The sequence below is a fragment of the Streptomyces sp. NPDC054932 genome, assembly GCF_053610205.1.
On record NZ_JBSGXU010000001.1, the window covers coordinates 1 to 14981 of the forward strand.

The window sequence follows — 14981 nt, forward strand, 5'->3', positions numbered from 1 at the left end:
GCCCCGGGACTTTTCAGTCCCGGGGCCGCCCCTTTGGTGCTCGGTCGCGCTTACGCGCCCTTCGACAGGTCCGGGCCGGAGCCCGTGGCCTCGATGGGGGGAAGGTCCGGCAGGGCCGACTTCTCCTCACCGCGGAAGGTGAACTTGGCTTCCTCGCCCTCACCCTCCTTGCCGACGACCACGATGTGACCGGGACGCAGCTCGCCGAAGAGGATCTTCTCCGACAGGATGTCCTCGATCTCGCGCTGGATCGTCCGGCGCAGCGGCCGGGCACCCAGGATCGGGTCGTAGCCGCGCTTGGCGAGCAGGAGCTTCGCGTCACCGCTCAGCTCGATGCCCATGTCGCGGTCCTTCAGGCGCTCGTCGACCTTGGCGATCATGAGGTCGACGATCTGGATGATGTCTTCCTCGGTGAGCTGGTGGAAGACGACCGTGTCGTCGACACGGTTGAGGAACTCGGGCCGGAAGTGCTGCTTGAGCTCTTCGTTGACCTTCGCCTTCATCCGGTCGTATCCGGTCTTGGTGTCGCCCTGGGCCGCGAAGCCCAGGTTGAAGCCCTTCGAGATGTCCCGGGTACCCAGGTTGGTCGTCATGATGATGACCGTGTTCTTGAAGTCCACGACCCGGCCCTGGGAGTCGGTCAGACGACCGTCCTCCAGGATCTGGAGAAGGGAATTGAAGATATCCGGGTGGGCCTTCTCGACCTCGTCGAAGAGGACGACGGAGAACGGCTTCCGGCGCACCTTCTCGGTGAGCTGGCCACCCTCTTCGTAGCCCACGTAGCCGGGGGGCGAACCGAAGAGACGGGAAACCGTGTGCTTCTCGCTGAACTCCGACATGTCGAGGGAGATCAGCGCGTCCTCGTCGCCGAAGAGGAATTCGGCGAGCGTCTTGGAGAGCTCGGTCTTACCGACACCGGACGGACCGGCGAAGATGAACGAGCCACCCGGACGCTTCGGGTCCTTCAGACCCGCACGGGTACGGCGGATGGCCTGGGAGAGCGCCTTGATGGCGTCCTTCTGGCCGATGACCCGACGGTGGAGCTCGTCCTCCATGCGGAGCAGTCGCGAGGACTCCTCCTCGGTGAGCTTGAAGACGGGAATGCCGGTCGCGGTCGCGAGGACTTCGGCGATGAGCTCACCGTCGACCTCGGCGACGACGTCCATGTCGCCGGCCTTCCATTCCTTCTCGCGCTTGGTCTTCGCCGCCAGCAGCTGCTTCTCCTTGTCGCGGAGAGAGGCCGCCTTCTCGAAGTCCTGGGAGTCGATGGCCGACTCCTTGTCGCGGCGCACGCCCGCGATCTTCTCGTCGAACTCGCGGAGGTCCGGCGGCGCGGTCATCCGGCGGATGCGCATCCGGGAGCCGGCCTCGTCGATCAGGTCGATCGCCTTGTCCGGGAGGAAGCGGTCCGAGATGTACCGGTCCGCCAGCGTCGCCGCCTGGACGAGGGCCTCGTCCGTGATGGAGACGCGGTGGTGGGCCTCGTAGCGGTCGCGCAGGCCCTTGAGGATCTCGATCGTGTGGGGGAGGGAAGGCTCCGCCACCTGGATCGGCTGGAAGCGGCGCTCGAGGGCCGCGTCCTTCTCGAGGTGCTTGCGGTACTCGTCGAGCGTCGTGGCACCGATGGTCTGGAGCTCACCACGGGCCAGCATGGGCTTGAGGATGCTCGCGGCGTCGATCGCGCCCTCGGCGGCGCCCGCACCCACGAGGGTGTGGAGCTCGTCGATGAACAGGATGATGTCGCCGCGGGTGCGGATCTCCTTGAGCACCTTCTTCAGGCGCTCCTCGAAGTCACCGCGGTAGCGGGAACCCGCGACCAGGGCGCCGAGGTCGAGCGTGTAGAGGTGCTTGTCCTTCAGCGTCTCGGGAACCTCGCCCTTGACGATCGCCTGGGCCAGGCCCTCGACGACGGCGGTCTTGCCGACGCCGGGCTCGCCGATGAGGACCGGGTTGTTCTTCGTACGGCGGGACAGCACCTGCATGACCCGCTCGATCTCCTTCTCGCGCCCGATGACCGGGTCGAGCTTGGATTCGCGGGCCGCCTGGGTGAGGTTGCGGCCGAACTGGTCCAGGACCAGCGAGGTCGAGGGCGTGCCCTCGGCCGGCCCGCCGGCCGTGGCCGACTCCTTGCCTCCACCGGTGTAGCCGGAGAGCAGCTGGATGACCTGCTGCCGGACTCGGTTGAGATCGGCGCCCAGCTTCACGAGGACCTGGGCGGCGACGCCCTCGCCCTCGCGGATCAGGCCGAGCAGGATGTGCTCGGTGCCGATGTAGTTGTGGCCGAGCTGGAGGGCCTCTCGGAGCGAAAGCTCCAGGACCTTCTTCGCCCGCGGGGTGAAGGGGATGTGGCCGGACGGGGCCTGCTGCCCCTGACCGATGATCTCCTCAACCTGCTGGCGAACAGCCTCGAGCGAAATCCCGAGGCTCTCCAGGGCCTTAGCGGCGACACCCTCACCCTCGTGGATCAAGCCCAGGAGGATGTGCTCGGTGCCGATGTAGTTGTGGTTGAGCATCCGGGCTTCTTCCTGAGCCAGGACGACAACCCGCCGCGCGCGGTCGGTGAACCTCTCGAACATCGTTTATCGCTCCTCAGAGCGGTCGGGCAGTTCGGGGTCGGTCCCCGCCCTGTCCTTCCGCATGCTAGTCCCGCGGGGCGGGACAGCTCATTCCAACTGCCGACATCCGTCCGCGGTTCGCCCCTGCATCAGCGGGAAAACCGGCTTGAAGAGCCGACAACTGCTCCAACTCGATGGTGCGAGACGATGTTCCCGCAGGCCAGGCAGATACCCGTCATGCGTGTACGCCGACGGCGAACGGAGGCCCGTCAAATCAGCGTGTCGCCCCGATCCACTAGGAATGTCTTACCCGTAAGGACTGACACTCCATGCCGGTAGCACCGGTTCCCTCCGCTAAGGGCGAACACAGTTCCGTCCCGAATGCGGGACTCCGGACTCCACGGACGTTTACGTTCCGCATCGAGATGGGTGCGGTCCGTCACATTGAGCGTAACCCCGGGGCGTTTCGGAAGTTGCTCCGGACATGGCCGTAACCCTCCCGCCGCTCGCCCCGCCGACCGTGCCGCTGCCCCGCACGGCGCCCGAGGAGGACGCGTACGCCTCCTGGTACGGGAGAGAGCTCGGCTGGACCGTCACGGGCGGGCCGCCCCTCCAGCTCGCGACCGGGATCCGGTTCGACGTGCTGGAGCTGCCGTCCGACGCGGGGGCCGCACTGCTGCGCAGGCCCGTCGCCACGGGCCCGGTGGCCCTGATGGGGCGCCGGATGCGGTTCCTGGTGGCCGCGGGGAGCGCAGACGAGCTGGACGGGCTGCTCGACTGGCTGGAATGGGGCGGGGTCGCCCTCGATCTGACCGCCCTGGGTACGGGTGGCCGGATCACCGCCCCGGCTCCCCCGGGAGAAAGCCCTCGGGGGGCCGCCGTGTGGCTGCGACCCCCCGAGCAGGGGTGTGAGGCACTGCTGCCGGCCCTGCCCGGTCCCGGGCGGGCCGCCGGACCCGCTCGGCCCGACCTCGTACGCCTGGTGGCGGCGGCGGCGACGGAATGCCACCGGGCGCGCCTCGGGCGGCGTACGAAAGGGGTCCGTCAGCCCTTGGCCTTCTCGTAGGCCTCGCGGATCTCGGCCGGGACGCGGCCGCGGTCGTTCACGTTGTAGTTGTTCTCCTTGGCCCACGCGCGGATCTCCGCGGTGTCCGGGTGACCGGTCGCCGCCGAGCCGCGGCCCTTGGCGCGGGCGGCGGTGGCACGGCCACCGGTGCGGCGGCCGCCCTTGGTGTACGGGTCGAGCAGACCGCGGAGCTTTTCAGCGTTGGCGGTGGTGAGGTCGATCTCGTAGGTCTTGCCATCCAGAGCGAACGTCACCGTCTCGTCCGCCTCGCCACCGTCGAGGTCGTCGACAAGAAGGACCTGAACCTTCTGTGCCACCGGGATTTCCTTTCATCGAAAAGCAGTACGCGGAAAGGAAACCGCTTTTGCCTGGAAAACACAAACCCCCCGGGAGAGGTTCGAGACCGCAACGGGGCGGGAAACGTGCGCGATTCGGACATAGGCCACAGGTGCGCGGAGCGCCGGAAAAGCTGAGGCCATCGATCAGAGGTGCAGAAGCATCCGACTGTTGCCCAAGGTGTTCGGCTTCACTCGTTCGAGACCGAGGAACTCGGCGACACCCTCGTCATAGGAACGCAGGAGCTCCATGTACACATCGGTCTTGACCGGGGTCTCGCCGATCTCGACGAAGCCGTGCTTCGCGAAGAACTCGACTTCGAAGGTGAGGCAGAAAACCCGGCTCACCCCGAGCGTGCGGGCGGTCCGCAACAACTGCTCCAGCACCTGATGACCGACTCCGCCGCCCTTCAAGTCGCGGTCGACGGCGAGAGTGCGTACTTCGGCGAGGTCTTCCCACATCACGTGGAGAGCGCCGCAGCCGACGACCTGACCGTCGGAGTCGCGTTCCGCGACCCAGAACTCCTGGATGTCCTCGTAAAGGACGACCGGTGCTTTGTCGAGCAGGATCCGCTGCTGCACGTACTGGTCGAGGAGGCGGCGCAGCGCGGGAACATCACGCGTGCGGGCACGGCGGATCGTCACTGTTTCTGCATGTGCAGAGGAAAACTCTCCCATGGCTGCGGACGCTATCGCCCCGGCTCCTGCGGGCGCTCGGCGGAGTCCCCTTCGGCGGCCGGCGCAGCCGGGGGTTCGGGGGCGGCCTCGGGGCCGGACTCGCCGTCGTGCTGGACGACCCGCACGGCGTCGCGGAGGGCTTCCCGCTGTTCCGCGGACATCATGCCGAAGAAGGCCACGAGGGCGGCCGCGGGGTTGTCGCTCGTCGACCAGGCCTCGTTCATCAGTGCGGCCGAGTAGGCGGCGCGGGTGGAGACCGCGGTATATCGATAGGCGCGGCCTTCGGCTTCCCGGCGGACCCAGCCCTTCTGATGAAGATTGTCCATAACGGTCATGACCGTGGTGTACGCGATGGACCGTTCCTGCTGGAGGTCTTCCAGTACTTCCCGAACGGTGACCGGGCGGTTCCACTGCCACACCCGTGTCATGACGGCGTCTTCGAGTTCTCCCAGGGGGCGAGGCACATCAGCACGATAGTGCTGCTTGTACGGAATTGCCCGACTATTCGCTCGGCAACGCGCAACAAAATCGGGCGCGCGGCCGGGGAAGCCGCACGCCCTGAGGGGTTACTTCTGCTGCCGCTGAGTGGCTTCGGCCCGGGCGAGCACGGCGTCGACCGCCGCGTCCTCCTTGGCCTTGTTGGAACCGCCCTGGCTCTTCACGATCGTCACGACGAGAGCGATGAAGAACACGGCCATCACGAAGGGGGGCACGAGCGCGGAGACGTAGTCCATGCCCCCAGCGTAGCTACCCCGCGGCCCGCCCGGCCGCCGGGGGCGGGCCGGGCTTGCGGCGCGGCGGGAACACCTCGCCCGGGGTCGGAACGGGCCGCTCGGGGCGCGGCTGCTCCTCGGGGTGCGGCGCCGGGCGCGGCGGCTGGTCGTCCTTTTCCTTGTCCTTGCCGCCGGCGAGGGCCAGCAGCCGGGTTCTGGGCGCGGGCGTGGTGGACAGCCGCCGGCGCACGGACCGCTCCGCGACGGTCCGGACCCGTTCCAGCAGCGCGGCGGCGACCGGATTGGCGCGCAGCGCCCGCAGGGCGGCGAGGTCGTCGGGCTCCGGTTCGTACCCGGCGGCCAGGGCGTCCTGCAGCAGTTCCAGGTAGCCGGAGAGGCTGCCGGGCAGGGCGCCGCGGTAGCGGGCGAGGTCCGCGAGGAGGAACGCTCTGAGCCGGCCCGCCTCCTGGACCGCGTCGTCCACCGACTGCGCGAGGCGCAGGCAGTCCTGGACCTCCTCGGCCGCCAGGGGGGCCGAGGAGGACTGAAGGGCGTGGGCGAGGAGGCGCCTGAGCAGGTGCAGCTCAGCGGCGCTGAACGCCATGCCGCCGCGGGATCCGTAGGGCGTGGGCATGGGCCGAAGATACGCGCTAATCGGACAAAATCCCCTGATCGCGGACGCGGCGCGGCGCGCAGGTCCCTCAGCCGGTCCCTCAGCCGGTCTCTTTGACCGCTCGCAGGAAATCGGCCCAGGCGGCCTGGGTGGTGGCGAGCACGAGGTGGGCCGGGTCGGCTCGGTCGGCGACCTTGACGAGGGCTCCGGGGGCCGTGGCGACGTATACGCAGGCGTCGCCCTCAGTGCAGAACGAGGACTTCCGCCACGCGGGCTGAGTGGTCATGGTGTCTCCTCCGGGCGCGGTGGCCGGTAATTGCCGTCCAAGGACGGTATCGCCGAGGTCGGCCCCGGCCGGTGCTTTCGTGGAATTCGGTGTTTCGCCGGTTCCCGGCGGAGCGGGGCGGGTATCGCTGCGCGAGCCGCTCCCCGCCCCGCCCTTTCGCCGTTCCGCGGTTTCCCGGGACTGCGCCCCGGAATCTCGCGACCCGCAGGCGGCGGGGCCCTCAGATGCGGGCCACGAAGGCCGCGACGGCCTCGTGGACGTCGGACTCCGTCCAGGACAGGCCCGGCCCGGTGACCTCGACCTCCGTCACCGCGAGGCCCGGCGGGCCGTCGGCGGACCAGCGGCGGAAGAGGACCGTGCCCGTCTCCTCCGCCTGGCGCAGGCCCGCATCCGTCAGCCGGTCAGCGTCGTACGGGAGCCACACCTGGAACTGGTGCGTGTGCGGCTCCTCCGGGTTGATCCGGGCCCACGGGACCGTCGAGTCCGCGAACGCCGAGCGCAGCGCCCCGGCCACCGTCCGGGCCCCGGCCACGTACGACGGCAGTCGGGGCAGTTCCCGTTCCAGTCCGGCCAGCGCGGACAGGGCCTGCGGGAACTGCCGGAAGATCTGGCCGCCGTAGCGGTGTCGCCAGACCCTGGTCTCCTCCACGAATTCCCGCGGTCCGGCCAGCGCCGCCCCGCTCAGGCCGCCGAGCGACTTGTAGAAGGAGACGTAGACGGAGTCGGCGAGCGCCGCGATCTCGGGCAGTGTGCGGCCGAAGTGGACGGTGGACTCCCACAGCCGGGCGCCGTCGAAGTGGACGACCGCGTCCCGCTCCCGGGCCGCTTCGGTCAGCGCCTCCAGCTCCTCCCAGGTGGGCAGCAGGAAGCCGGCGTCCCGCAGGGGCAGCTCCACCATCAGCGTGCCGAAGGGCTCCCGGAGCGATGCGACGTCCTGCGCCGACGGCTGGCGTGCCTCCGTGGTCGGGTGCGCCACCCGCAGTCCGGAGACGGCCGACAGCGCGTCCCCCTCCCACCGCTCCGGATGGCTCATCGGGTGCAGCGCCACCACCGGGTTCCCGGTCCGGCCCGCCCAGCAGCGCAGGGCGATCTGCTGCGCCATCGTCCCGCTGGGGAAGAACGCCGCGTCCTGCGTCCCCAGCAGGTCCGCGACCTCGCGCTCCAGTGCGGCGACGATCCCGTCGCCGTAGACGTCGGCGGGGCCGTCCATGTCGTACGGGGCCTCCGCGAGGGAGTCGAGCAGCTCCGCCAGGGTGGGCTCCAGCAGGCTCCGGGACAGGGTCCGCCCCGCCCCGCGCCAGGCCGCGACCAGCCGCTTCGTGCGTTCCGTGTCCTCGCTGTCGTCACTCATGAGGACAGATCCTCTCCTCCATCGCCACGGACCGGCCAATAGCCCCAGGAGCTAGCATGGCGGCGTATCGTCCGGTACCCCCCGCGGACTGGAACGGAAGGGCCCTCCCCGCGTGAATCCATCACAGCAGCCACGCCCTGCCCGGCTCGCCGTCGGCGTCGTCGGAGCCGGCCGCGTCGGCCCCGCGCTGGCGTGCGCGCTCCAGCAGGCCGGGCACCGGCCCGTCGCCGTCTCCGGAGTCTCCGACACCTCCGTGCGCCGGGCCGCGCGGATGCTGCCCGACGTGCCGCTGGTACCGCCCGCTCAGGTGCTGGAACTGGCGGATCTGGTGCTCCTCACCGTTCCCGACGACGCACTGCCCTCCCTCGTGGAGGGCCTCGCCGAGACCGGCGCGATCCGGCCCGGACAGCTCCTCGTGCACACCTCCGGCCGGTACGGGACCTCCGTGCTCGACCCCGCGCGCCGCGCGGGCGCCCTCCCGCTGGCCCTGCACCCGGCGATGACCTTCACCGGCACCGAGGTCGACGTGCAGCGGCTGGCCGGCTGCTCCTTCGGCGTCACCGCCCCCGAGGAGCTGCGGCTGGCCGCGGAGGCCCTGGTCATCGAGATGGGCGGGGAGCCCGAGTGGATCGCGGAGGAGAACCGTCCGCTCTACCACGCCGCCCTCGCCCTCGGCGCGAACCACCTGGTCACCCTGGTCGCCCAGTCGATGGAGCTGCTGGCCAAGGCCGGGGTGGAGCACCCCGACCGGATGCTCGGCCCGCTGCTCGGCGCGGCCCTCGACAACGCCCTGCGCTCCGGCGACGCCGCCCTGACCGGCCCGGTCGCCCGCGGTGACGCCGGTACGGTCGCCGCGCACGTCGCGCAGCTGCGCAGGCACGCGCCCGCCACGGTCGCCGGGTACCTGGCGATGGCCCGCACCACCGCGGACCGGGCCCTCGCGCACGGTCTGCTCAAACCCGAACTCGCCGAGGACCTGCTCGGCGTGCTCGCCGACACGGAGTCCGACGGGGGCGACCAGTGACCGATCTGCTGCTGCACACCGCAGAGGAGCTGCACAAGCTGTCGCGCACCGGCCGCCGGGCCGTGGTGATGACCATGGGCGCCCTCCACGAGGGCCACGCCACCTTGATCCGCACGGCCCGCGAAGAGGCCGGGCCGGACGGTCAGGTCGTCGTCACCGTCTTCGTCAACCCGCTGCAGTTCGGGGCGGGCGAGGACCTCGACCGCTACCCCCGCACCCTCGACTCCGACGTGGCGATCGCCCAAGAGGCGGGCGCCGACGCGGTGTTCGCCCCCGCGGTCGACGAGGTCTACCCGGGCGGCGACCCGCAGGTGCGGATCAGCGCCGGCCCCATGGGCGAGCGCCTCGAAGGGGCCACCCGCCCCGGGCACTTCGACGGAATGCTGACCGTCGTCGCCAAGCTGCTCCACCTCACCCGTCCCGACCTGGCCCTCTTCGGCCAGAAGGACGCGCAGCAACTCGCCCTGATCCGGCGGATGGTGACCGACCTGAACTTCCCCGTCGAGGTGGTCGGCGTACCGACCGTCCGCGAGGAGGACGGGCTCGCGCTGTCGTCCCGCAACCGCTACCTCTCCGCCGCCGAGCGGCACACCGCCCTGGCCCTGTCCCGCGCCCTGTTCGCCGGCCGCGACCGGCTCGCCGCGCAGGCGGCGCTGCGCGCCCGCGCCGAGGCCGCCCCGGCCAGCGACGAGCGCGCCACCGCCCTGGCCCGGCTGGGCGAGATCCGCGCCTCCGCCGACGCGCACGCCGTCTCGGCGGCGGGCGCCGGACTGCCGGACGCCGTACGGGCCGCCGCGCTCCACGTCCTGGAGGAGGCGGGCCGCCACGAGCCGCCGCTCGTGCTGGACTACCTGGCGCTGGTGGACCCGCTGGACTTCATCGAGACCGGTCAGGACTTCACCGGGCGGGCCGTGCTGGCCGTCGCCGCGAAGGTGGGTTCCACCCGGCTGATCGACAACATCCCATTGGAATTCGGAGCACACTCGTGAGCACCCCAGGCAGAGGCCCCGCAGGCAGCGACGGCGGCACGGGCACCGGCATACGGCTGCACGCGCCGGCCCCCGGCTGGTCCCTCGACGCCGACGTCGTGGTCGTCGGTTCCGGCGTGGCCGGCCTCACCGCCGCGCTGCGCTGCGCCGCCGGGGGCCGCCGTACCGTCGTGGTCACCAAGGCCCGGCTCGACGACGGGTCCACCCGCTGGGCGCAGGGCGGTATCGCCGCCGCCCTCGGCGAGGGCGACACCCCGGAGCAGCACCTCGACGACACCCTGGTCGCGGGTGCGGGCCTGTGCGACGAGGAGGCCGTACGGCTGCTCGTCACCGAGGGTCCGGACGCGGTACGGCGGCTGATGGCCACCGGCGCGGTCTTCGACACCTCCACCGAGACCGGCGAGATAGAACTGACCCGCGAGGGCGGTCACCACCGCCGCCGGATCGCGCACGCGGGCGGCGACGCCACCGGCGCCGAGATCTCCCGGGCGCTCGTCGAGGCCGTCCAGGCCGCCGGCATCGAGACCGTGGAGAACGCCCTCGTACTGGACCTGCTCCAGGACGCGCAGGGCCGTACGGCCGGTGTCACCCTGCACGTCATGGGCGAGGGCCAGCACGACGGGGTCGGCGCCGTCCACGCGCCCGCCGTGATCCTCGCTACCGGCGGCATGGGCCAGGTCTTCTCCGCCACCACCAACCCGTCGGTGTCCACCGGTGACGGTGTGGCGCTCGCGCTGCGCGCCGGGGCGGAGGTCTCCGACCTCGAATTCGTGCAGTTCCACCCGACGGTGCTCTTCCTCGGCCCCGACGCCGAGGGGCAGCAGCCGCTGGTGTCGGAGGCGGTCCGCGGCGAGGGCGCGTACCTCGTCGACGCGGACGGCGTGCGCTTCATGCAGGGGCAGCACGAGCTCGCCGAGCTCGCGCCGCGCGACATCGTCGCCAAGGGCATCATGCGCCGCATGCAGGAGCAGGGCGCGCAGCACATGTACCTGGACGCCCGGCACTTCGGTGCGCAGATGTGGGAGCAGCGGTTCCCGACGATCCTGGCCGCCTGCCGCTCGCACGGCATCGACCCGGTGACCGAGCCGATCCCGGTGGCGCCCGCCGCGCACTACGCGTCCGGCGGCGTACGGACCGACCTGCACGGGCGGACCACCGTCCCCGGCCTGTACGCCTGCGGCGAGGTCGCCTGCACCGGTGTGCACGGCGCGAACCGGCTGGCCTCCAACTCCCTGCTGGAAGGTCTGGTCTTCGCCGAGCGGATCGCCGAGGACATCGTCGCCGAGCGGGCCGCCGGCAGCGGCCCGGGCATACCGGTCCCGGCGACCGGCCCGCTGCAGCCCGCGGGGGCCCGGTACGAGGTCCAGCGGATCATGACGGACGGCGCGGGCGTGCTCCGCTCCGCCGAGTCGCTGAGCGCGGCGGCCGAGGCTCTCGAAGCGCTGTACGCCACCGCGCTGAACGACCTCGAAGCCCACGGCAAGACCGCCGAGCCGGGCGTGGACACCTGGGAGGCCACGAACCTGCTGTGCGTGGCGCGGGTCCTGGTCGCCGCGGCGCAGCGGCGCGTGGAGACCCGCGGCTGCCACTGGCGCGAGGACCACCCCGACCGGGACGATGCCCACTGGCGCCGCCATCTCGTCGTCCGGCTCTCGGCGACCGAGCGGCGCGCCCTGGTCGTCGTACCCACCGACACCGCGGACTTCCCGTCCGTGCACCCCCTGAGCACCCCGAGCCTGGAGCAGTGACCGTGAGCACCCCCGAACTTCCCCTGATCGACCAGAACGACGGCGGCTGCGGCGACGACTGCGCCTGCGGCGACGGCGAGGAGAGCGGCCTCGACCCCGCGCTGGCGCAGCTGCTCGCCGACGCGGGCCTGGACCCGATCGAGGTCGAGGACATCGCGCACATGGCGCTGTCCGAGGACCTGGACGGCGGCGTGGACGTGACGACCGTCGCGACCGTGCCGGAGGAGGCCGAGGCCGTCGCCGACTTCGTCGCGCGCGAGGACGGCGTCGTGGCCGGTCTGCGCATCGCCGAGGCCGTGTTCTCGGTGGTCTGCACGGAGGCCTTCGAGGTGGAGCGGCACGCCGAGGACGGCGATGCCGTCAAGGCCGGGCAGCTGCTGCTGTCCGTGCGCTCGCGCACCCGTGACCTGCTCACGGCGGAGCGCAGCGCGCTGAACATCATGTGCCGGCTGTCCGGCATCGCGACGGCCACCCGCCGCTGGGCCGACGTGCTGGAGGGCACCGCGGCCAAGGTCCGCGACACCCGCAAGACCACGCCGGGCCTGCGCTCCCTGGAGAAGTACGCGGTGCGCTGCGGCGGCGGCGTCAACCACCGGATGTCGCTCTCGGACGCGGCGCTGGTCAAGGACAACCACGTGGTGGCGGCGGGCGGTGTCGCGCAGGCGTTCAAGGCCGTCCGCGAGGCGTTCCCGGAGGTCCCGATCGAGGTCGAGGTCGACACCCTGGAGCAGATCGGCGAGGTCCTGGAGGCGGGCGCCGACCTGATCCTGCTGGACAACTTCACGGTCGAGCAGACCGCGCAGGCCGTGGCCCTGGTGGCCGGGCGCGCGGTGCTGGAGTCCTCGGGCCGCCTGACCCTGGACACGGCGCGCGCGTACGCGGAGACGGGCGTGGACTACCTGGCGGTCGGCGCGCTGACCCACTCCTCGCCGATCCTGGACATCGGGCTCGATCTGCGCGAGGCGGTGTAACCCGTGCTCCTCACCATCGACGTGGGCAACACCCACACGGTCCTGGGCCTGTTCGACGGTGACGAGATCGTCGAGCACTGGCGCATCTCGACCGACCCGCAGCGCACGGCCGACGAGATGGCCGTGCTCATGCAGGGGCTGATGGGCATGCACCCGATGCTCGGCAGCGAGCTCGGCGACGGGATCCACGGCATCGCGATCTGCTCGGCGGTGCCGTCGGTCCTGCACGAGCTCCGCGAGGTGACCCGCCGCTACTACGGCGACGTGCCCGCGGTGATCGTGGAGCCGGGCACCAAGACGGGCGTGCCGATCCTCACGGACAACCCGAAGGAGGTCGGCGCGGACCGCATCGTGAACGCGGTCGCGGTGGTCGAGCTCTACGGGGGCCCGGCGATCGTGGTCGACCTCGGTACGGCGACCACCTTCGACGCGGTGTCCGCGAAGGGCGAGTACGTGGGCGGGGTGATCTCCCCGGGCATCGAGATCTCGATGGACGCGCTCGGCGTACGGGGTGCCCAGCTGCGGAAGATCGAGCTGACCCGGCCGCGCAACGTGATCGGGAAGTCCACGGTCGAGGCGATGCAGTCGGGCGTGGTCTACGGCTTCGCGGGGCAGGTCGACGGGGTCGTGGCCCGGATGGCGAAGGAGCTGGCCGGACCGCACGGCAACCCGGACGACGTCCGGGTCATCGCCACCGGCGGGCTGGCTCCGATGGTGCTGGGCGAGTCCTCGGTGATCGACGACCACGAGCCGTGGCTGACGCTGATCGGGCTGCGGCTGGTGTACCAGCGCAACGCGCCCAATTTTGCATAGTCCGGTCCCCCGGGGGGCCGGGCGGGGCGTCGGGGTCCCGGGCCGGTCCGGCTCGGGTTCCGCGCCCGGTCAGCACGCCCGCGGGCGGACGAATATCCGGCGCAGGGCCGCACGCCAGGGGTGTCGGCCCGATCTGCCGTCCATGACGGCGCGTGCCTGCTCGTACGAGCGGAGCGAGCGCAGGACGGCCACGTCGTCCCGCCCGGGCGGCGGGGGCATCGGGGCGCCCTGCTGGGACGCCCGGTAGGTGTCGATCATGTACTGCTCGATTGCGGTCATGACCCAAGCCTCACCCCGTCGGCGGCATCGCGCACGACAGTTGACGTTCCCCGTCAATCGACGGCTCGAAAGCGCCCCCGCGGCCACAAATGATCACTCGTCCGGCCGCCGTGCCGGGGCGACCGCAGCCACTCGTACGGCGGCCCCCGGCGGCCGCCCCGGACCTCCCCGTGGTGCGCGGAACGACAGAATGGCCTGATGAGCGTCACCATCGACATCGCAGGCCTGCCCACCGAGCGGATCAGTTTCGCCCCCTCCCCGCTGGCGGAGCTCTGCATGTCCCTGCACGCGCTCTCCCAGCCCTCGCACCACCCCGGGCTGGCCTCCTGGACCACCGCCACCGCCGCCGCGCTCGATCCGTGCCTCGCGGACCGGCTGCTGGAGGCCGAGTTCATGTGGCGGAGCTCCTTCTCCGACATCTTCATGCCCTTCGCCGGGATCCCCGGCGGCACCGGGCTGCCGGCCGCGACGCTGGCCGAGGAACTGGACGTGCTCGACCGGCTGGACGACGAACAGTTCGTGCGGGCCGCCATGGAGCACTGCTGGCTGGCGCTCTACAACGAGGGCGGCCCGGCCTCCTCGCCGCCGGCGAACCCGGCGGCGCGGGCCAAGGCGCTGGAGACGGCCGCCGCCCGCGGCCCGCGCCAGCTGGACTTCTCCGTGCGGCTGCTGGACGACACGGCCGCCGTACGGGTGTGGATGCGGCGCCTCCTGGAGGACTGCGAGGAGGCCTTCTTCGCCGAGACGTGGAAGCGCATCGAGCCCGGGCAGAGCGCCGACGCCCGGCACAAGAGCGAGGTGCTGCGCCGCAAGGGGCTGCCGACCGCGCTGAAGGAGGTCTCGGCGGCGCTGAGCGTCGACGAGGGCGCCACCACGATCACCGTCGACAAGATGGTCCACGGGTCGACGACGGCCACCGATCCCCGAATAGGCACCGGCCTCGTCTTCGTGCCGACCAACTTCGGCTGGCCGCATCTGCTGGTGCTGCACGCTCCGCGCTGGCGGCCGGTGGTCCACTATCCGCTCGGCAGCCCCGAGCCGGCGGGCGCGCCGGGCTCGGTGGAGCTGCTGCAGCTGCGGATGGAGGCGCTGGCGCATCCCATGCGGATGATGCTGTGCCGGAGCCTGGCCCGTGCCCCGTACACGACGAGCGAGCTGGCGACCGTGTACGGGATCACCGCGCCGGAGGTGTCACGGCACCTGGCCGTCCTGAAAAAGGCCGGTCTGATGCATACGCGACGTCAGGGCCGGTATGCCCAGCACCAGTTGGATCTGCCGGTGGTTGCCCGCATCGGGTCGGACTTCATCGAGGGCATCCTCCGCTAGCCGCCCCCAGGACGAACCTGCAGGTGGATGGCCGGAATCGGGCGGCCCGTATTCACCGATATGCGGAATTCATAAACCGGAATCAGCGAAAACTCTGGCCATGGTGGCCACTTGCTGTCTAACGTGCGTCCACCGATCCCCCACGTAACGCGCACCACTTCTGCTCACCCGCTCCGCCACGCTCTGCCTTGCTGTGCCCTGCTCCGCCCTGACCTGCTCGCCTTTGTCGTGGAA

16 protein-coding genes are annotated in these 14981 nt (G+C 71.3%); 7 read left to right on the forward strand and 9 right to left on the reverse strand.

Annotation, left to right across the window (positions count from 1 at the left end; all coding sequences use genetic code 11):
* Positions 1 to 50 precede the first annotated feature (50 nt).
* A complete protein-coding gene (locus ACWGE1_RS00005) occupies positions 51 to 2576 on the reverse strand; it encodes an ATP-dependent Clp protease ATP-binding subunit (RefSeq protein WP_266603452.1) in 2526 nt (841 codons plus the stop codon).
* Positions 2577 to 3039: 463 nt separating this feature from the next.
* On the opposite strand from ACWGE1_RS00005, the gene ACWGE1_RS00010 reads away from it, so the two are divergent.
* Entirely contained in the window at positions 3040 to 3621 is a 582-nt protein-coding gene (locus ACWGE1_RS00010; protein ID WP_453418278.1) for an SCO3374 family protein, read from the forward strand.
* Here the strand turns inward: ACWGE1_RS00010 and ACWGE1_RS00015 are convergent.
* From ACWGE1_RS00015 to ACWGE1_RS00045, 7 genes are all read right to left on the reverse strand, one after another.
* Positions 3600 to 3938, reverse strand: a complete 339-nt coding sequence (locus ACWGE1_RS00015; RefSeq protein ID WP_052876537.1) for a histone-like nucleoid-structuring protein Lsr2 — start codon at positions 3936 to 3938, stop codon at positions 3600 to 3602. The genes ACWGE1_RS00010 and ACWGE1_RS00015 overlap by 22 nt on opposite strands.
* A gap of 165 nt (positions 3939 to 4103) precedes the next feature.
* Positions 4104 to 4634, reverse strand: coding sequence for an amino-acid N-acetyltransferase (locus ACWGE1_RS00020; protein WP_453418279.1), 531 nt, complete (start codon positions 4632 to 4634; stop codon positions 4104 to 4106).
* Positions 4635 to 4645: 11 nt separating this feature from the next.
* A complete protein-coding gene (locus ACWGE1_RS00025; protein WP_453418280.1) occupies positions 4646 to 5098 on the reverse strand; it encodes a BlaI/MecI/CopY family transcriptional regulator in 453 nt (150 codons plus the stop codon).
* Between the two features lie 102 nt (positions 5099 to 5200).
* Positions 5201 to 5368, reverse strand: a complete 168-nt coding sequence (locus ACWGE1_RS00030) for a hypothetical protein (protein ID WP_453418281.1) — start codon at positions 5366 to 5368, stop codon at positions 5201 to 5203.
* A 13-nt stretch (positions 5369 to 5381) separates the two neighbouring features.
* Positions 5382 to 5951: a hypothetical protein gene (locus ACWGE1_RS00035; RefSeq protein WP_453418385.1), complete on the reverse strand. Its 570-nt coding sequence runs from the start codon at positions 5949 to 5951 to the stop codon at positions 5382 to 5384.
* A gap of 109 nt (positions 5952 to 6060) precedes the next feature.
* On the reverse strand, positions 6061 to 6246 hold the full coding sequence (locus ACWGE1_RS00040) for a DUF397 domain-containing protein (RefSeq protein WP_384738986.1): 186 nt from the start codon (positions 6244 to 6246) through the stop codon (positions 6061 to 6063).
* A 220-nt stretch (positions 6247 to 6466) separates the two neighbouring features.
* Complete coding sequence (locus tag ACWGE1_RS00045) at positions 6467 to 7597, reverse strand: threonine aldolase family protein (protein ID WP_453418282.1); 1131 nt, start codon at positions 7595 to 7597, stop codon at positions 6467 to 6469.
* Positions 7598 to 7709: 112 nt separating this feature from the next.
* On the opposite strand from ACWGE1_RS00045, the gene ACWGE1_RS00050 reads away from it, so the two are divergent.
* Genes ACWGE1_RS00050 through ACWGE1_RS00070 form a run of 5 tightly spaced genes read left to right on the forward strand, consistent with a single transcriptional unit; the run spans position 7710 to position 13142 of the window.
* Positions 7710 to 8621: a Rossmann-like and DUF2520 domain-containing protein gene (locus ACWGE1_RS00050; RefSeq protein ID WP_453418283.1), complete on the forward strand. Its 912-nt coding sequence runs from the start codon at positions 7710 to 7712 to the stop codon at positions 8619 to 8621.
* Positions 8618 to 9610, forward strand: coding sequence for a pantoate--beta-alanine ligase (panC, locus tag ACWGE1_RS00055; protein WP_453418284.1), 993 nt, complete (start codon positions 8618 to 8620; stop codon positions 9608 to 9610). The genes ACWGE1_RS00050 and panC overlap by 4 nt, the downstream gene beginning before the upstream one ends.
* On the forward strand, positions 9607 to 11358 hold the full coding sequence (locus tag ACWGE1_RS00060) for an L-aspartate oxidase (RefSeq protein ID WP_453418285.1): 1752 nt from the start codon (positions 9607 to 9609) through the stop codon (positions 11356 to 11358). Before panC ends, ACWGE1_RS00060 begins: the two co-directional genes overlap by 4 nt.
* Positions 11359 to 11360: 2 nt before the next feature.
* Positions 11361 to 12329, forward strand: coding sequence for a carboxylating nicotinate-nucleotide diphosphorylase (gene nadC, locus ACWGE1_RS00065; protein ID WP_453418286.1), 969 nt, complete (start codon positions 11361 to 11363; stop codon positions 12327 to 12329).
* Positions 12330 to 12332: 3 nt separating this feature from the next.
* Positions 12333 to 13142 (forward strand): type III pantothenate kinase, encoded by an 810-nt coding sequence (locus tag ACWGE1_RS00070; RefSeq protein ID WP_453418287.1) that lies wholly within the window; start codon positions 12333 to 12335, stop codon positions 13140 to 13142.
* Positions 13143 to 13211: 69 nt separating this feature from the next.
* Here the strand turns inward: ACWGE1_RS00070 and ACWGE1_RS00075 are convergent, their stop codons facing one another.
* A complete protein-coding gene (locus tag ACWGE1_RS00075) occupies positions 13212 to 13421 on the reverse strand; it encodes a hypothetical protein (RefSeq protein WP_301368272.1) in 210 nt (69 codons plus the stop codon).
* Positions 13422 to 13619: 198 nt separating this feature from the next.
* On the opposite strand from ACWGE1_RS00075, the gene ACWGE1_RS00080 reads away from it, so the two are divergent.
* Positions 13620 to 14747 (forward strand): DUF5937 family protein, encoded by a 1128-nt coding sequence (locus tag ACWGE1_RS00080; RefSeq protein WP_453418288.1) that lies wholly within the window; start codon positions 13620 to 13622, stop codon positions 14745 to 14747.
* Positions 14748 to 14981 lie beyond the last annotated feature (234 nt).